Below are 14271 nucleotides of genomic sequence, written 5' to 3'. Positions count from 1 at the left end.
ACCACCCCCGACTCGCCACAGGAGAAAGCGCCGGCGACGGCACGATTCAACGACCCGCTGATGGGTTGGAGCGGCACCACCGACATGAACGGCCAAGTGCGCCTGACCTTTGAAACCAAGGAAGACGCTGTGGCCTATGCCGAGCGTCATGGCATCGCCTTCCGTCTGCACGAGCCGCAGGAAGCGCCGATGATCATCAAGGCTTACGCCGACAACTTTGCCTCGGACCGCAAGGTCTCCTGGACCCACTAAGGTCCGCACAGGCAGAAGACACAGGTCGCTCAATCGCTTGGGCGGCCTTTTGTCTGTCTAAAGCTCTGAGACATCTTGTCGAAAATGGCGAACCCCCTTACCAGTTCGCCGTCCCAGACACCCGATGCGCCCTTAGCTCAACCGGATAGAGCACCCGCCTTCTAAGCGGACGGTTGCAGGTTCGAGTCCTGCAGGGCGCGCCACGGTTCTTAGGTGTCGGAACCCGCCTCGAAATCCATTTCACGCGACAGCAGGCCGATAGCCCGCACCGGCTGGTCCGTCAGGTCACGCACGATGGTGGCCATGACCAGTACAGGCACGTACGAGCCGTCCGGCTGCGCCAGTTTGAACTTCATCCGGTATTGGGTGCGAGCATCCTCGTCCAGGCGGCGCTCGGTCCAGTCGCGGCGCATCCGATCGTGGTCGTCGGGATGAACCAGCGTCATGAAGTCTTCGATGGTGGTGACTGCGCGCTGCGGGTCGATGCCGGCGACCTGATAGAACAGGGCGTCGCACTTCAGCTGTCCGGTCAGCAGGTCCAGATCCCATAGGCCAAAGCCACCCGCGCGGGTCGCCAAGGCAAGGCGCTCTTCCTGTTTGCGGGAGTCTTCGTAGTTGTTGAACTCGCTGCTGATGTTCCGCGACACGCAGATCACAGCCGCCACGCGGCCATCGGAATCCCGATACGGCGTCAGGATATGGTGCCAGGTCTCGGTTTCCTTGCCCGGAAACTGGCTGCGGTTCGAAAACTCGGCGATTTCACCGGCAAAGACTTGCTCGAGCACGCTCTCGACCTTGGGACGGGCAGGCTCGGGCAGGAGGTCGGTCCAGCGCATACCCAGCGGCTGGTCTTCGCCAAGGCTCAGCACGCCACGACCCGCCTTATTGACGAACAGCAGGCGACCGCTGGTGTCGACGACTTTCACGCAGTCCGAGAAGACGTCCAGCATCTGCCGGTAGGGCAGTTTGATGGGGCTGTCCTTCAGGTCGGAAATGTCATTGGCGATGCAGAGGTGCAGTCCGCAACTGCCCATGGGATTGACGGTCAGTCGAACCCATTTTCCGTCTTCGAGGCGCACGTCTTGCTGGGTAAGGCGCAGCTTTAGTTGTAGCGGGGCCAGAAGGGCACTCCAGGCCTCGTTTGCATGGACGACCTCGGAACGGCCATCAAGAACGCAGGCCGGCGCGATCATTGCATTAACCATGTGCTCCAGGTCAGAGCCAATCGACGAGCGATTTCCCTTCCTGTTTCCCAAGATTTGAAGCAATCGAGCCATTACTGCACTTTGAGTTCCAATAGTTGTATTAGATTAATGCGCAAAACTAGGCTGTTTGAACACTAGGCTAGGCGTAAACATTTTTAAAATCGCAGGCAACGAGGCAACCAAACTTAGTTAATGTATTACGGTTAAGCTTAGAAGTCGTACTGCTGTCCAAGATTAGCTGCGCAGTATTGAAATAGAAAAGGCGGCCATAGAGGGCCGCCTTTCCAAAAGTCAGAATTTAACGCGTACGCCGCCCGTCAGGCTTCGTCCCGGCGTCCCGTAGTTGGGAACCAGCTCGTAGGCTTCGTCGAACAGGTTCTCGATACGGCCATAGACCTCGAGGTTCTGACTGACAGGATACGAGCCGCGTAGATCGACGAGAGCATAGCTGTCCGTCCGGGTGGTATTCGCCGCATTGCTGAAGACTTCGCCGGAATAGCGGGCCGAGATGCCCACGGCGGCACCGTTGGACAGGCGATAGTCCACGGACAGATTGGCCATATGCTCGGGACGATTGACCAATCGCTTGCCCGTATTCTCGCCCGAGGCGTTGGTGGCGTCGGTCCAGGTGTAGTTGGCTGTGACATCGAGGTTCGGTGTCAGGCTGGCCAGCAAGCTGAGCTCAACGCCTTGGGCTTCGGTCTTTTGGATATTGGCGTAATAGCCCCAGCGCGTAGAGCCGTTCACAACGCATAGCGGGTCGGTCGTGCCGAACGAGCATCCGTAGTAGCGGATCTCGTTGTCAGCCTCGCGGGCGAAATAGGTGGCGATGACCGTCGCGCGGTGGGTGATGCGCTGTTGGACGCTGACTTCCCATGTGTCGAACGCCTCGGGCTCGAGGTTCAGATTGCCATAGTCACTGTACAGCTCGTACAGGCCCGGCGCGCGGAAGCCTTGGCCCCTGTTGGCGCGCAGGGTGGTTGCACCGTCGTTCAGTGTCCATGCTGCAGCCAGCTGGCCCACGGTATTCTTGCCATAGGTGCTGTGGTCATCCTGACGGATGCCTGCCGTCAGGTTCAACTGGGGTAGGGGGCTCCATTGGCCTTGCGCATAGATGCTGTCTTGCGTGGCCTTTCCGGTGCCAAAGGCGGGCTTGGTCGCGGCGTCCCACGGCGATCGCGACTGCATCCGCGAGCGTTCGCTTTCCGCGCCGAACGTGGCCGACAGGGTTTCCGAGAAGGTCATCGTGCCCTGATACTCAAGGCGGCGATTTTCGCCCTCGGCCTCGAACGTGGTGCGTTCGATGGCACGGTCGGGGTTGAAGTTCTGGCGGTCGGTCTTGGTGTAGGCGTAGCCGAGGCGATTCTTCAGCCGCCCGTCGAGTGCAGCCAGATTAATGCCAGCATAGGCCACCAGTTCGTCGGTGTTGCCATATTCACGGCTGTCACCGTTATAGCTGTCAAAGTCGTTGGTGCCGCTGAAACGCACGGTGCGGAGATCGAGCGATAGATTGTCGCTGATCTCATAACCAAGGCGCCCCGACAGGGTTGTGTTGCGGAAGCCGTCATCTTCGGTACCGGGTGAGTACTGCGAAAGGCCGTCGGTATCGAAGCGGTTGGCGGCCAGTCGCCAGTTCATGCGGCCCTCTTTTCCGCTGACAGCGCCGCGAAGATATCGCGTGCCGCGTGATCCGGCCTCGGCGCTCAGATTGCCTTGGAAGCCGGCCTCAGGCTCTGCGGAGATGATGTTGAGGACGCCGCCGATGGCCTGACTGCCCCACAGCGTGGATTGGGCACCGCGCAAAATCTCGATACGGCCAATGTCGCCAACCAACAGGTTGGTGAAATTGGCATTGCCCTGTGTCACCGACGGGTCGTTCATCTTGACCCCGTCGATCAGTACGACAGTGTGGTGACCTTCTGCGCCACGGATGTTCACCGAGGCGGGGCTGCCGATGCCGCCGTTGCGGGTCATGCTCACGCCCGGTGTGTGGGCCAGGGCTTCGGGAATGGCGGTCGCCTGTTGGGTCTCCAGCAATGCGCGCGAAAGGACCGTCATGGAGGCCCCGACCTTGTCGAGCGATTGCTCCGAGCGATTGGCCGTTACGACCAGATCGGGCAACAGGGTTGAGCTTTGGATGGCAGCAGTATCGGCAAATGCCGGCGTACAAACGGCAACGGCAAGACCTGCCGTAGTGGCGTGAATCCAGTTCACAGTGACACTTCTTTCAATTTTGACCGGCCCCTCAGCCAAGCGAAACTGTTCGCCCGCCTGTGAAGCCGATCGGCCAAAGAGGGTGTCGTCACGCGAGTTTCCTCGACCACGCAGCACATCCCGACCGCATGGAGAACGACGACGACAGGCAGGTCTCCTGGCTCGCGGGTTATCGCCGTGTCGCGTCGCCTTCCCGGGAGGGTTCCAGTGGCATGTGACGCGTGGCTAGCCGCTTACAGTTGCGGGAACAGCCGGAGCTTTAAACTCCGTTCCCTTTTGATCCCCGAGGGGAACCTGACGCACGTTCGGCAGTATGCGGGACAGACACGCACGTCAACGCCGGGCGCGTGCCAAAGATAACGCGATCAGGTGATTAGGCTGAGGGCCTCAGGGCGCTGATCTTTTGGAGCGCGGCTTCGGTGTCGAATACTCGATAGTTCTGACGCTAGATCGGATCGGGTACCCGTGTGGAATTACCTGACGATCCGGACAATCGCTCCTTGGGCAGGATCGCTGGAACCTCCAGCCAGTTGGCGGACAACCTCGGCGGCCTGTTCGAGGCCCCTGTATTCGGTGATTTCGAGCCAAGGGCTATCGCGGTCGATGACCCGTTGAAAGAAGTGGCGCTGGTCCGCGAAGAACCGCTCATTGAATGGGCGCAGCGTCCCCCGCTCGCGATGGGCGTCCAGACAGGTCGCGGCGAAGAAGAATATAGGGCGCGGGCCGATCAGTTCAGGATCATTCTCTGGAAAGGCATCGCCCTGCGTCGAGCCGACCAGACAGTCATAGGTCAGGTTGTCCCCGAAGTGGGCATGCAGGCGTTTGCGCAGATCGTGGTCGCCCGCCAGATCGAGATAAAGGGTAGGGCCGTCGGTGCGGATTTCGCCCAGTTCATCGTAGCTGAAGGTCTGATCGTAGACGCCCAATCGTTCGACAAAAGCGCGGTTGCGACTGCCGGTAAGTGCGATGACCTCCACATCGTCCTCAGCCATGCACCATGCGGCGCCATAGGCGGTCTTGGACGACGCGCTGGACACCACAACCTGTTTCGCGCCGAAGAAGGCGTGCTCCCGCAGAAAGTCGATGGCCGTGTACGAGGTGATGAACAGGGGGCGGAACAGGGCCTCTGGATCCTCCAGCGCTACATCGTAGTTCGCATCGCCTGCACACAGCACATACCGGTTGTAGATATCCGGCACAGCCTTTCGCCACGGTGCGGAATCGGCGAACCCGCCGCGTGTCACCTTTTCGGCCTGTACGACCAAACGGTCGGCCATGGGGAAGAAGCCGAATACGCGGGCACCGACCTCGATCCCGTCGGCGCGGGATTCCACCACATCGGCAAAACCCCATACGGGCATCATCCCATAGTCGTCGCGACCGGTCGGAAAGAGCCGCCAATAGCCGATGGCATCGCCGTAGGTCGCATAGGTGATGTTGTTGGTTGTGATGGAAAATTTATCCAGCGCCAGCACGACTTCGCCGTCAGAAATCGACGATGGCGCGACCGTATCCAAACGCGTTTCTCCAACGTTGGATTTCAGCGTCATTAGGCGATTGTTGCGGTCTGACATGCGGCCCCTCATCCGAAACTTCGGGGTCAGTTTAAATAGAAAACGCGGTTATTCCAGATCGAAAATTGGAGTGACCAGGCGGCGCTATCGATAACGCGGTATCGACTTCATACTTTTGGGACATCCGTTCATGGCCGCATATTCAGCCTCCAAAGTCAGCCGAATGTCCTATTTCCGGCAGTGAGCCGAAGTCCGCTTCTGGCGCTAAGCAGCCATTACACCAGCTTACTGATTTCGAAGGCTGTGCCCCAACAGGTTTCTTTCCCCCTGCCAATCTCTTTGATCGCTCTGAAGAGGTCGCCTTGCGCGTCCAGTGCCGCATCGGCGAGGGCGATCATTCTTGGGTTGGGCGTGCAGTAGGGTGCTGAGGAGCGAAGGCGTGCGGCTAGATGTGTTGGCGCAGGTCTGTCGCGATCAAAGCCGATGATAAAGGCGGCGGCGGGTGAGCGGCTGACGCCTGCCCAACAGTGGATGAGTAGGGGGCCTTGTTCCCGAGAACTCCGGCCAAACTCTATGATGGATTGGATGTGCTCTGCTGAGGGTTCGATCAAGCCATCGCGGGGTTCGGCGATGTCGTTGAAGCGCAGCTCAAGATGATACGGAGCGAGGCACTGAAACCCCGTGGGCTCGGCCGAGGGAGAGATCAGGCTGAGAATATGGCTAGGGCGGCGGACGCGGGCGATGGCCTCCACGTCATGTAGGGGGCAGACGATAATGCTCATGACAGAATGGCAGCCATCGCCAACAAGAACCCGATCTCGAAGGCTTGCTCGATGGCACCCAGTACGTCACCGGTGCGGCCGCCTAACAGACGCCAAGCAAGACAGGCTGGAAAGGCTGCGACTGCGATACCCACGGCTACGGCTGTTGTGGCTTGCAATGGCGTAAAAGGTAGCAAAGCCAACGCTCCAACAGATAGGGCGATGACCACATTCAATGCTGTCGTTCTGTCCGGCTTGCCCTCCTTGGCCATGCCCGGGTCGCCGCCGTACGGCATTGCGGCCATGGCCAAAACTGCGATCGAGCGTCCCATGGCGTTAGCCGCCAGCACGCAGAACAATCCGAGCAAAGGGCTGATCGTAGCGAGCGTCCCAACGCAAAGGATGCGCAATGCGAGGTTCATGAACAGGACGGACGCGCCATAGGTGCCGAGGCGACTGTCCTTCATGATTTCGAGGCGGCGGCTTCGCGTCTGGCCACCGCCGATGCCGTCGGCGGTATCGGCCAGTCCGTCCTCGTGGAAACAGCCAGTCAACGCCATGCCCGCCGCCACAGCCAACACGGCAGCGATCCAAGGGCTCCAGATCAGACTTGCTAGCCAAAGCACACAGCCAGACACGCCGCCGACCACGAACCCCACGGACGGATAGTAGCGAGCGCTCTGCTGTATCCATTCGGGTTGGAAATCGGCCAGCTGTGGGGTCGGTATGCGGGTTAGAAACTGGACCGCGCAGATGAACAGCTTGATCTCTTTAGCGACCATCAGGCAGCACCCAAAACTTCAGCAAGGGTGGCAACGTCGGTCGTAATGGCGCACGCGCTCTTGATGATCGGTACAGCGAGCAGGGCGCCTGTACCTTCACCAAGACGCATATCAAGATCCAGCAATGGCCGGACCCTTAGCGCGTCAGTGATGACCTTGTAGCCAGGCTCCGCAGAGGTGTGGGTGAAGATGCAGAAGTCCTGTGCTTGGGGGGCCAATCGGATCGCTAGAAGGGCCGCTGACGAGCAGATGAAGCCGTCGATAAGAACCGGCACACGGCGCTTGGCGCATTCAAGAATAGCGCCCGCAATCTGGCCAATCTCAAACCCGCCGAATTCGACCAGAACGTCCAGTGGAGTCGAGGCATTGGCGCGATCAGCGGCTTTTGCAAGCACGGCGCGCTTGGTAGCCATGCCCTCGACGGAATGACCCGCTCCCGGGCCGATGCATCGGTCTAGTTCTTCATCCGTAAGACGATGAATGAGCAGCGCTGCCGAGGAACTATTGCCGATACCCATTTCTCCCAAGGCGACAATGTCAGCCCCTTTGTCGATCATCTCGCCGACAGTTTGTGCGCCATAGTTCAGTGCCAGCTGCGCCTGCTGGTGGGACATGGCAGGCTCTACGGAAGCGTCATTTGTGCCTCGGCCGACCTTGCGATGTATCAGGCTATCTCGGTTTGTTAGGTCAGCGGCGATGCCTGCATCGACCACATGGACGCTAGCCCCCACCACCTTGGCAATGGCGTTGGCGGAAGCTCGCCCTGCCAGAAGGCTGTCAACCATTGAGACGGTCACACTGGCGGGAAACGCGGCCACGCCCGAGCGGGTTAGGCCGTGGTCGCCTGCGAAGACGATGAGTGCCGGATTAGTGATCGTGGGGTGTGTGCATTGCTGAATCAGCCCGATGCGCACGGCCACCTCTTCCAACCTTCCCAGAGACTTCGGCGGTTTGGCCTTTCCATCAAGGCAGGCCTCGATCTCTGGCCTGATGGACTGAGGAAGGGCAGGGATATCGAGCAGGTGCGAGATCGTCATTTACGAGAAGCCAGTTGGTACAGGTGTTCGAGGTCGAGGTGTTGTTCGAGCGTGGCGGCTATGGCGTCGAGCGCGGCATCAACAACGGTGGCATGGTCAGGTGCCTGTTGCCCTGCTCCCGTTAGCCCCAGTAAGCCCGCGCGGGCTTTTGGGCTGTCGAACACTCCGTGGATGTAGAGCCCTTGCGCAAGCCCGTGAGGCGATGTTGCACCGTGGGGCTGGCCACTAATCAGGGCGACGGGCCGCTCGGTGTCGGCACCGAACGTCTGGCCTACGTGGATTTCATAGCCCGTAAAATCCGAGCCACAGGAAGCGACTTGGCCGCTGACCTGTTTCAGGGTTTTCGTGGGATGCAGAGTGGTCTCGACGTCGAGCAGGCCCAAGCCGCGACACGAGCGAACTTCGCCTTCAACGCCGTGCGGGTCATGGATGTGACGGCCCAGCAACTGATAGCCGCCGCAGATGCCGAGCACGCGCTTGTTGCGGCGAACATGGGAAAGGATGTCGATGTCCCAACCCTGCGCCTTGAGAAAGGTCATATCCGCAATGGTGGCCTTAGTGCCGGGTAGGATGATCCAGTCGCTATCTACAGGAATGGTTTGGCCCGGAGGGACGAACTGCAGATCAAGATTTGGGTCGGCTGCCAAGGGATCGAAGTCATCGAAGTTGGCAATGCGCGACAACATCGGGACGGCGATGCGGACTTTTCCCTGAGGTGGATCCTCTGAGGTCTTTTGCAGCACGACCGCGTCCTCTGCGGGCAGTCGGCAAGCCTCAGTGAGCCATGGCACCATGCCCAGATCGTGCCATCCGGTCAGTTCCGCAATCTGCTCGCGACCAAGATCAAACAGGCTCGGATCACCCCGAAACTTGTTGATGATGAAACCATGGATCATGGCCGCGTCTTCAGGATCAAGCACCGCCTTGGCACCCACCAGAGCGGCGATGACATGGCCGCGGTCAATGTCGCCCACGAGGACAACAGGGACGTGTGCCGCACGTGCGAAACCCATGTTGGCGATGTCACCTTCACGCAGATTGATCTCGGCCGGGCTGCCCGCGCCTTCGACGATGACGAGGTCGGCTTCTGAGTGCAGCCGCTCGAAGCTGTCCAGAACGATCTCCAGCAATGCCGCTTTTCGCTGCTGGTAAATGCTGGCCTTCCAGTGACCCTCGACTTGACCTCTGACGACGAGCTGAGCGCCCGTGTCGCTTTGGGGTTTGAGGAGGATGGAGTTCATGTGGACTGTCGGCGCTGTCCGACAGGCGATGGCCTGAAGCGCCTGCGCCCGTCCGATTTCGCCAATCAGTCCGTTTTCATCGGGCTGGGTGACAGCGGCATTGTTCGACATGTTTTGCGGCTTGAACGGACGCACCGTCAGGCCGCGATTGGTGAAGGCGCGACATAGCCCCGCCACAAGCACGGACTTACCTACATCCGATCCGCAGCCTTGGATCATCAGAGCCGCCATAGAGCACCCCCGAGGACCAAGGTGATGGTGAGCAAGCCAAAGGCGAGAAGGTAGACGACCGCGCCATTTTTCATGTCCATTGCCGTCGGAGCCGGACCATCGCCAAAGCTCGGGCGCTCGCAAAGGACGCCGTCGTAATGGACTGCTCCTCCCAGTCTAACTCCCAAGGCACCGGCCATGGCGGCCTCGGTCCAGCCCGCATTTGGAGATGCGTGTTTGGAGGCGTCCTTGAGCATGACGCGCATGGCCTGTGCCGTAGAGCCTCGAGCGGCAGACGCTATTGCGATCAACACGCCGGCGATACGGGCCGGTATCCAGTTGGCAATGTCGTCAGTCTTTGCCGCGGCCCAACCGAAGGCGCGCCATCGCGGCTCCATGTGACCGATCATGCTGTCGGCGGTGTTGATGGCCTTATAGGTAAACAGTGCGGGCAGGCCGCCTATGGCGAACCAGAAGACGGGGGCGACGACGCCATCGTTGAAGCTTTCAGCCAAGCTTTCCAAGGCTGCGGCCGAGATGGCGTAGGCATCCATAGTGGCGGTATCGCGGCCGACAATCATGGACACGGCGTGCCTAGCCGCTTCCAAGTCGTTCCGCGACAACGGACGCTGAATGGCAATGAAGTGCTGATACAAACTGCCCGCAGCCAGACCTAAAACACCGACGAGCGCGCACAGATAGGGCGCGAAGGTGGGCACCCATGCCGCAAGCCCGCACTGGACAACAAGCCCGACTGAAGCGGCTACAATCACCACAACCAGCAAGGCCACTACGCCGCGCCATCGCTTGGTGCGTTCCGGCACTTGATTGAGGTTCCAGCGTCGGTCCAGCGCCCCGATCAAAGCGCCAAGAGCTACGACAGGATGCGCTATCCGGTTGGGCCAGCGGATAAAGAACTCCAGCCAGAGCGCCGCCGCCACCAACCATAGCCATGGCACGTCATGCACGGGCCAACGTCTCCAGCACGTAGCCATTGCTGCCCTTCAAAAGGGCAGTCCTGATCCCGTAAGCCTGTTCAAGGAACTCTGAGGCCAAAACCTTGCTGGGCACGTCGTCGGCCAGCACACGAGCGTCACTCAGCAGAATGACCCGATCTGCGGCCTTTAGGGCCAGAGTCAGATCGTGCAGCGTCAGGATGACACCACGCCCGTCCTTATGAGCCAGCTCTCGGAACAGGGCCACGACATCGAGGCAGTGACCGGAATCCAGCTCCGCCAAGGGCTCGTCAGCAAGCAGCCATTGCGGATCTGTCGCCAAGGCTCTTGCCAATAGAAGCCGCGCCCGCTCGCCCCCTGAAAGGGTAGAAACGGGTCGGTTCGCGAACTCTGATGTTGAGGTGCGGACCATCGCGGCACGGACAGCATCGGCGTCTTTAGCCGTTCGTCCCCATGGCCCGCAGTGGGGCGTGCGCCCTAAGCCTACAAGGGTTTCGCCATCAATTTCCCACGCCAGTTCCGAATATTGGGGAAGGTAGGCAATGCGCTTGGCTCGCTCTTGCGACTTCAGTTCCAACAGGGGGGCGGCATCGAGATATACCTTGCCCCGATCGGGTCGACGCAGCCCGGCCAAACAATCGAGCAATGTGGACTTACCCGCTCCGTTTGGGCCGATGATGGCGGTGACCTGTCCGCGATGAAGCGAGAGATTGACGCCCTCAAGCACCGACCGCGAACCGAAGGTGACACAGAGGTCTGACGTCTTGATCTGGCTCATACGATTTTCCGTCGCATGGAGATGAGAAGGGCAAGGAAGAACGGCCCACCCAATGCCGCCATAGCCACGCCCAGCTTCACTTCGTTGGGGGCTGGGGTCAGCCTGACCAGAATGTCGGCGGCAATAGTGAGCGCCGAACCGCCGATCGCGGATGGGATAAGCAGCGCGCCGGGTTTGGACTTCACAAATGGACGCAGTAGGTGCGGGGTGATCAGGCCAACGAAGCCGATGACGCCCGTAACGGCCACAGCCGATCCGATAGCAAGCGCCGCACCCACAACAAGGGCAAGACGCGTTGCGCCTAGATTGATGCCGAGCCCCTTGGCTCCGGTCTCTCCGAGGGTCAGGGCGTCGAGGGCTCGGCCCTGAGATGCGAGAAGGATCAGGCCAAGGATCATGCCCGGTGCGGCGATCTTCAGATCATCGAGGCTGCGATCCGCCAAGGAACCCATCAGCCAGTTGATGATCTCGTTCACGGCCCACGGATTGGGCGCGAGGTTCAGAGCGAGGGCAACGCCTGCGCCCGCCACGGTCTGAATCACCACACCCGCGAGAATAAAGGTCACAATGCTGCTGGTTGAACCTGCGAGCGCCAACAGCAATGCCACGCCAAGAGCTGAGCCGGCCATCGCCATCACGGGCAACACCCAAGGCTGTCCACCGAAGCTGCCCATGTAGAAGGTGGTGACCGCCCCCAGCGCGGCCATGCTGGATACGCCCAGCATACCGGGATCGGCGAGCGGATTGCGCGTATAGCCCTGCATGGTGGCACCGCCCAAGCCCAGCACGGCACCGACCATGACGGCCAAGATGGTGCGAGGGAGCCGCAACTCGACCAGAATGGCCCATGATGGATCGCCCGGAGTTGCCAGCCATTGGTGCAGAGGAACCCAGACCTTTCCGGCGCAAAGGCTTCCGAAACACAGCAGCACCACAAAGACGAAGAGCCCGCCGCAGAGTGCGGCAGGATGGATAGACGCTGACTTCATTGGAGAGCCTCCAGCGCCTGCTGTCTGGCGCGGACAAGTGCGGTGGCGGTATCGATCAGAACGGGCCCGCCGCAGTAGAGAAGCTTTTCGGGGAACTCGACCTGCACCATCCGGTGCGAGGTTGAGCGCAGGGCAGGGTGGAGCATGATCCGTTCAGCCCACGACCTCGCGCCTTGTGATCCCGCTCCGCTCAGAAGAACTTCGGGCGGATTGGCAATGATCTGTTCGAGGGACAGGTTTCCCCATTTTCCGACGCCATAACGACCGGCCACATTGTCGAACCCCGCGATCTCCATCATTTCGGACATCAGGGTGCCTTGGCCTGCAGCAAAGCCGTTGGGTTGGAACACCACGGCTTTCAACCGTCGCTCATTAGGCTGGACCCGACTGCTCTCGATATGGCGCGTGATTTCGCTACGCAGGGCGGAAGCGCGTTCCGCATGGCCTGTCAGTGCGCCAATGCGATCAACCTGCTCGAGACTTTCTTCAATGGTTTGAGGGACGCCGAACAACTCGACAGCTATTCCTAGACGCGCCAACGCATTTCGCGTGGCCCTTGAGCTGTGCTGACTGCTCAGCACAAGATCGGGGCGCAGTGACACAATCTCTTCTGCCGTCTCGTGGATGATGGGCAGGGTCTGGGCGAGCGGATAGATGTTCGACTGTTGCGATATACGCGAAAAATGGCTGATGGCCGCAATCTGATGTCTTGGGGCCAGCCGAACGAGGATGGCGTCCAGGCAGGGGTTCAGAGAAATAATGCGGCGTGCCGGCGTGGCTTTAGCCGACGCGGGCAAAGCCACGGTGGCCATGCCGGCAACGAGGATAGCGCGTCGGCTGACAGTCATAGCCCTGCCTCCAGCGCACGCTGCAGACGGTGAAAGTCATGTGGCTGCGGCAGGCCAAAGCGCAACACGTCCGGCGTATGATCGAACGGTCGCGTCAGGATGCCGCGTCTGCAGAACTGCCAGAACCAGTCATGGGCGCGGCTGTGTCGAGCCAACCTGAACAGGCAGGTGCCACCGATCACCTCGAAGCCAGAGCAGTTTAGTACTTCATCGAGTTTTGCCGCTTGCCCTTGGAGGGATGCGAGGGTCGCTTCACTCCAAGCCCGGTCGACATAGGCTTGCCTGCCCATGGTGATGGCGTCGGCAGAGACGGGCCAATCGCCTGTCAGGGTCCTCAACGAGGCTTTGAAAGCGGGCGAGGCAATCGCGAAGCCCAGCCGGATCCCTGCCAGGCCGAAGAATTTTCCGAAAGATCGAAGGACGATGAGCCGATCGGAGGCGACATCCGCCATCGAATTTTCCGGTGAGCATTCCCCGAAAGATTCGTCGATGACCAGCCAACGCCCTTGAGTCTCACGCTTGCGCAGGATGCGAAGCAGCTCGGCCCTGCTGAAGACATAGCCGTCGGGGTTGTTGGGATTGACGATGACCAGCACATCGGAACCCGATTTAGGTGCTTTAAGGACGTCGATCGTCATGGGCGCGAGAAAGGCCGCTTTCCATGCCTCGGCGTGGGCCCCGTAGGTCGGGCCAACAATATCGACCGTAACCCGTCCTAGGAGGACTGGCAGTAGGCGAATAACGGTCTCGGCCCCCGCGGCAGCCGCAACGCGTTCCGGCTGGGCCTTGAAATATCGTGCAGCGACGTCCTCGAGGGCCGCGAGTTCCAGTGGGTCTGGCAAGCGGCCACGTTCCGCCGCATTGGCTGGATGCGCCGGGTAGGGCACCGGATTGATGCCGGTCGACAGATCAAGCCAAGGCTCAGTCACCTCGGGATGGGCGTAAGAGGCGGCCCGAAGGCCGCCTCCATGCCGTATCGCCTCTTTATGCGGGCGCACCGATAGCATGGCGCATCAGAACCGGATGCGCACGCCACCGAATACGCCACGGTCAGCCGTGCCGTAGTTCTGGACGATCTGGTATTGCTCGTCGAACAGGTTTTCTACGCGGCCATAGACTTCCAAATGGTCGTCGATCGGATAGGAAACGCGCAGGTCCACGAGGGTGTAGGCATCCAAGGTGCCGGTGTTGGCATCATTGGTGAAGGTCTCACCCGAGTAGCGCACAGCCACGCCGGTCTTCAGGCCGCTGGCGAAGGCATAGTCGGCCGAGAAGTTGGCCATATGCTCCGGGCGGCGGGTCAGTTGCTTACCCTTGTTGGTGCCCGAGGCGCTGGTGGCGTCGGTCCAGGTATAGTTAGCAGCGACCTTGAAGGCAGGCGTCACGTCGTAGACGCCGCTGACTTCGATGCCTTGAGCCTCGGTCTTTTGGACGTTGGCGTAATAACCCCAGCGCATCGCACCGTTCACGACACAAAGCGGATC

Annotated in this window: 14 protein-coding genes, 1 tRNA gene and 1 riboswitch; of the genes, 2 read left to right on the top strand and 13 right to left on the bottom strand. The window is 60.4% G+C overall.

Features of this window, described 5'->3' with window-relative positions:
* Positions 1-252: NADH dehydrogenase ubiquinone Fe-S protein 4 (locus Q0Y42_RS13085; RefSeq protein WP_297804525.1), on the top strand; the 252-nt coding region annotated here is incomplete at its 5' end.
* Between the two features lie 126 nt (positions 253-378).
* Positions 379-455, top strand: a tRNA-Arg gene (locus Q0Y42_RS13080).
* 6 nt (positions 456-461) lie between these two features.
* On the opposite strand, the gene Q0Y42_RS13075 is transcribed toward Q0Y42_RS13080, so the two are convergent.
* The 13 genes from Q0Y42_RS13075 to Q0Y42_RS13015 all read right to left on the bottom strand — a co-directional run.
* Positions 462-1457 carry a PAS domain-containing protein gene (locus Q0Y42_RS13075; RefSeq protein ID WP_297804521.1) on the bottom strand — a complete coding sequence of 332 codons (996 nt, stop codon included), beginning with the start codon at positions 1455-1457 and terminating at the stop codon, positions 462-464.
* 291 nt (positions 1458-1748) lie between these two features.
* On the bottom strand, positions 1749-3671 hold the full coding sequence (locus Q0Y42_RS13070) for a TonB-dependent receptor (RefSeq protein WP_297804518.1): 1923 nt from the start codon (positions 3669-3671) through the stop codon (positions 1749-1751).
* Positions 3672-3800: 129 nt separating this feature from the next.
* Positions 3801-3984: riboswitch (cobalamin riboswitch) on the bottom strand.
* 160 nt (positions 3985-4144) lie between these two features.
* Positions 4145-5245, bottom strand: coding sequence for a DUF2855 family protein (locus Q0Y42_RS13065; RefSeq protein WP_297804516.1), 1101 nt, complete (start codon positions 5243-5245; stop codon positions 4145-4147).
* Between the two features lie 215 nt (positions 5246-5460).
* Positions 5461-5967: a hypothetical protein gene (locus Q0Y42_RS13060; RefSeq protein WP_297804513.1), complete on the bottom strand. Its 507-nt coding sequence runs from the start codon at positions 5965-5967 to the stop codon at positions 5461-5463.
* A complete protein-coding gene (gene cobS, locus Q0Y42_RS13055; RefSeq protein WP_297804510.1) occupies positions 5964-6728 on the bottom strand; it encodes an adenosylcobinamide-GDP ribazoletransferase in 765 nt (254 codons plus the stop codon). Before cobS ends, Q0Y42_RS13060 begins: the two co-directional genes overlap by 4 nt.
* Positions 6728-7765 carry a nicotinate-nucleotide--dimethylbenzimidazole phosphoribosyltransferase gene (gene cobT / locus Q0Y42_RS13050; RefSeq protein ID WP_297804506.1) on the bottom strand — a complete coding sequence of 346 codons (1038 nt, stop codon included), beginning with the start codon at positions 7763-7765 and terminating at the stop codon, positions 6728-6730. Before cobT ends, cobS begins: the two co-directional genes overlap by 1 nt.
* Complete coding sequence (locus Q0Y42_RS13045; RefSeq protein WP_297804503.1) at positions 7762-9237, bottom strand: cobyric acid synthase; 1476 nt, start codon at positions 9235-9237, stop codon at positions 7762-7764. The genes cobT and Q0Y42_RS13045 overlap by 4 nt, the downstream gene beginning before the upstream one ends.
* Positions 9225-10184 carry an adenosylcobinamide-phosphate synthase CbiB gene (gene cbiB / locus Q0Y42_RS13040; protein ID WP_297804500.1) on the bottom strand — a complete coding sequence of 320 codons (960 nt, stop codon included), beginning with the start codon at positions 10182-10184 and terminating at the stop codon, positions 9225-9227. The genes Q0Y42_RS13045 and cbiB overlap by 13 nt, the downstream gene beginning before the upstream one ends.
* Positions 10177-10950 carry an ABC transporter ATP-binding protein gene (locus Q0Y42_RS13035; protein ID WP_297804497.1) on the bottom strand — a complete coding sequence of 258 codons (774 nt, stop codon included), beginning with the start codon at positions 10948-10950 and terminating at the stop codon, positions 10177-10179. The genes cbiB and Q0Y42_RS13035 overlap by 8 nt, the downstream gene beginning before the upstream one ends.
* The gene (locus Q0Y42_RS13030) at positions 10947-11939 is read right to left on the bottom strand and encodes an iron ABC transporter permease (protein ID WP_297804494.1); all 993 of its coding nucleotides are present in this window, start codon (positions 11937-11939) and stop codon (positions 10947-10949) included. The genes Q0Y42_RS13035 and Q0Y42_RS13030 overlap by 4 nt, the downstream gene beginning before the upstream one ends.
* Complete coding sequence (locus Q0Y42_RS13025) at positions 11936-12787, bottom strand: ABC transporter substrate-binding protein (RefSeq protein WP_297804491.1); 852 nt, start codon at positions 12785-12787, stop codon at positions 11936-11938. Before Q0Y42_RS13025 ends, Q0Y42_RS13030 begins: the two co-directional genes overlap by 4 nt.
* The gene (gene cobD / locus Q0Y42_RS13020) at positions 12784-13794 is read right to left on the bottom strand and encodes a threonine-phosphate decarboxylase CobD (RefSeq protein ID WP_297804488.1); all 1011 of its coding nucleotides are present in this window, start codon (positions 13792-13794) and stop codon (positions 12784-12786) included. Before cobD ends, Q0Y42_RS13025 begins: the two co-directional genes overlap by 4 nt.
* Before the next feature lie 6 nt (positions 13795-13800).
* Positions 13801-14271: TonB-dependent receptor (locus Q0Y42_RS13015; RefSeq protein ID WP_297804484.1), on the bottom strand; the 471-nt coding region annotated here is incomplete at its 5' end.

Origin of the sequence: uncultured Brevundimonas sp., assembly GCF_947305955.1 — a bacterium.
Classification (GTDB): Bacteria; Pseudomonadota; Alphaproteobacteria; order Caulobacterales; family Caulobacteraceae; genus Brevundimonas.
This window is presented reverse-complemented; position numbering and strand designations above follow the sequence as displayed.

Excerpts from the sequence above, each read along its gene's own strand:
- Q0Y42_RS13075 (WP_297804521.1), bottom strand. The coding sequence starts at position 1,457 with ATGGTTAATGCAATGATCGCGCCGGCCTGCGTTCTTGATGGCCGTTCC.
- Q0Y42_RS13065 (WP_297804516.1), bottom strand. The coding sequence starts at position 5,245 with ATGTCAGACCGCAACAATCGCCTAATGACGCTGAAATCCAACGTTGGA.
- Q0Y42_RS13060 (WP_297804513.1), bottom strand. The coding sequence starts at position 5,967 with ATGAGCATTATCGTCTGCCCCCTACATGACGTGGAGGCCATCGCCCGC.
- cobS (WP_297804510.1), bottom strand. The coding sequence starts at position 6,728 with ATGGTCGCTAAAGAGATCAAGCTGTTCATCTGCGCGGTCCAGTTTCTA.
- cobT (WP_297804506.1), bottom strand. The coding sequence starts at position 7,765 with ATGACGATCTCGCACCTGCTCGATATCCCTGCCCTTCCTCAGTCCATC.
- Q0Y42_RS13045 (WP_297804503.1), bottom strand. The coding sequence starts at position 9,237 with ATGGCGGCTCTGATGATCCAAGGCTGCGGATCGGATGTAGGTAAGTCC.
- Q0Y42_RS13035 (WP_297804497.1), bottom strand. The coding sequence starts at position 10,950 with ATGAGCCAGATCAAGACGTCAGACCTCTGTGTCACCTTCGGTTCGCGG.
- Q0Y42_RS13030 (WP_297804494.1), bottom strand. The coding sequence starts at position 11,939 with ATGAAGTCAGCGTCTATCCATCCTGCCGCACTCTGCGGCGGGCTCTTC.
- Q0Y42_RS13025 (WP_297804491.1), bottom strand. The coding sequence starts at position 12,787 with ATGACTGTCAGCCGACGCGCTATCCTCGTTGCCGGCATGGCCACCGTG.
- cobD (WP_297804488.1), bottom strand. The coding sequence starts at position 13,794 with ATGCTATCGGTGCGCCCGCATAAAGAGGCGATACGGCATGGAGGCGGC.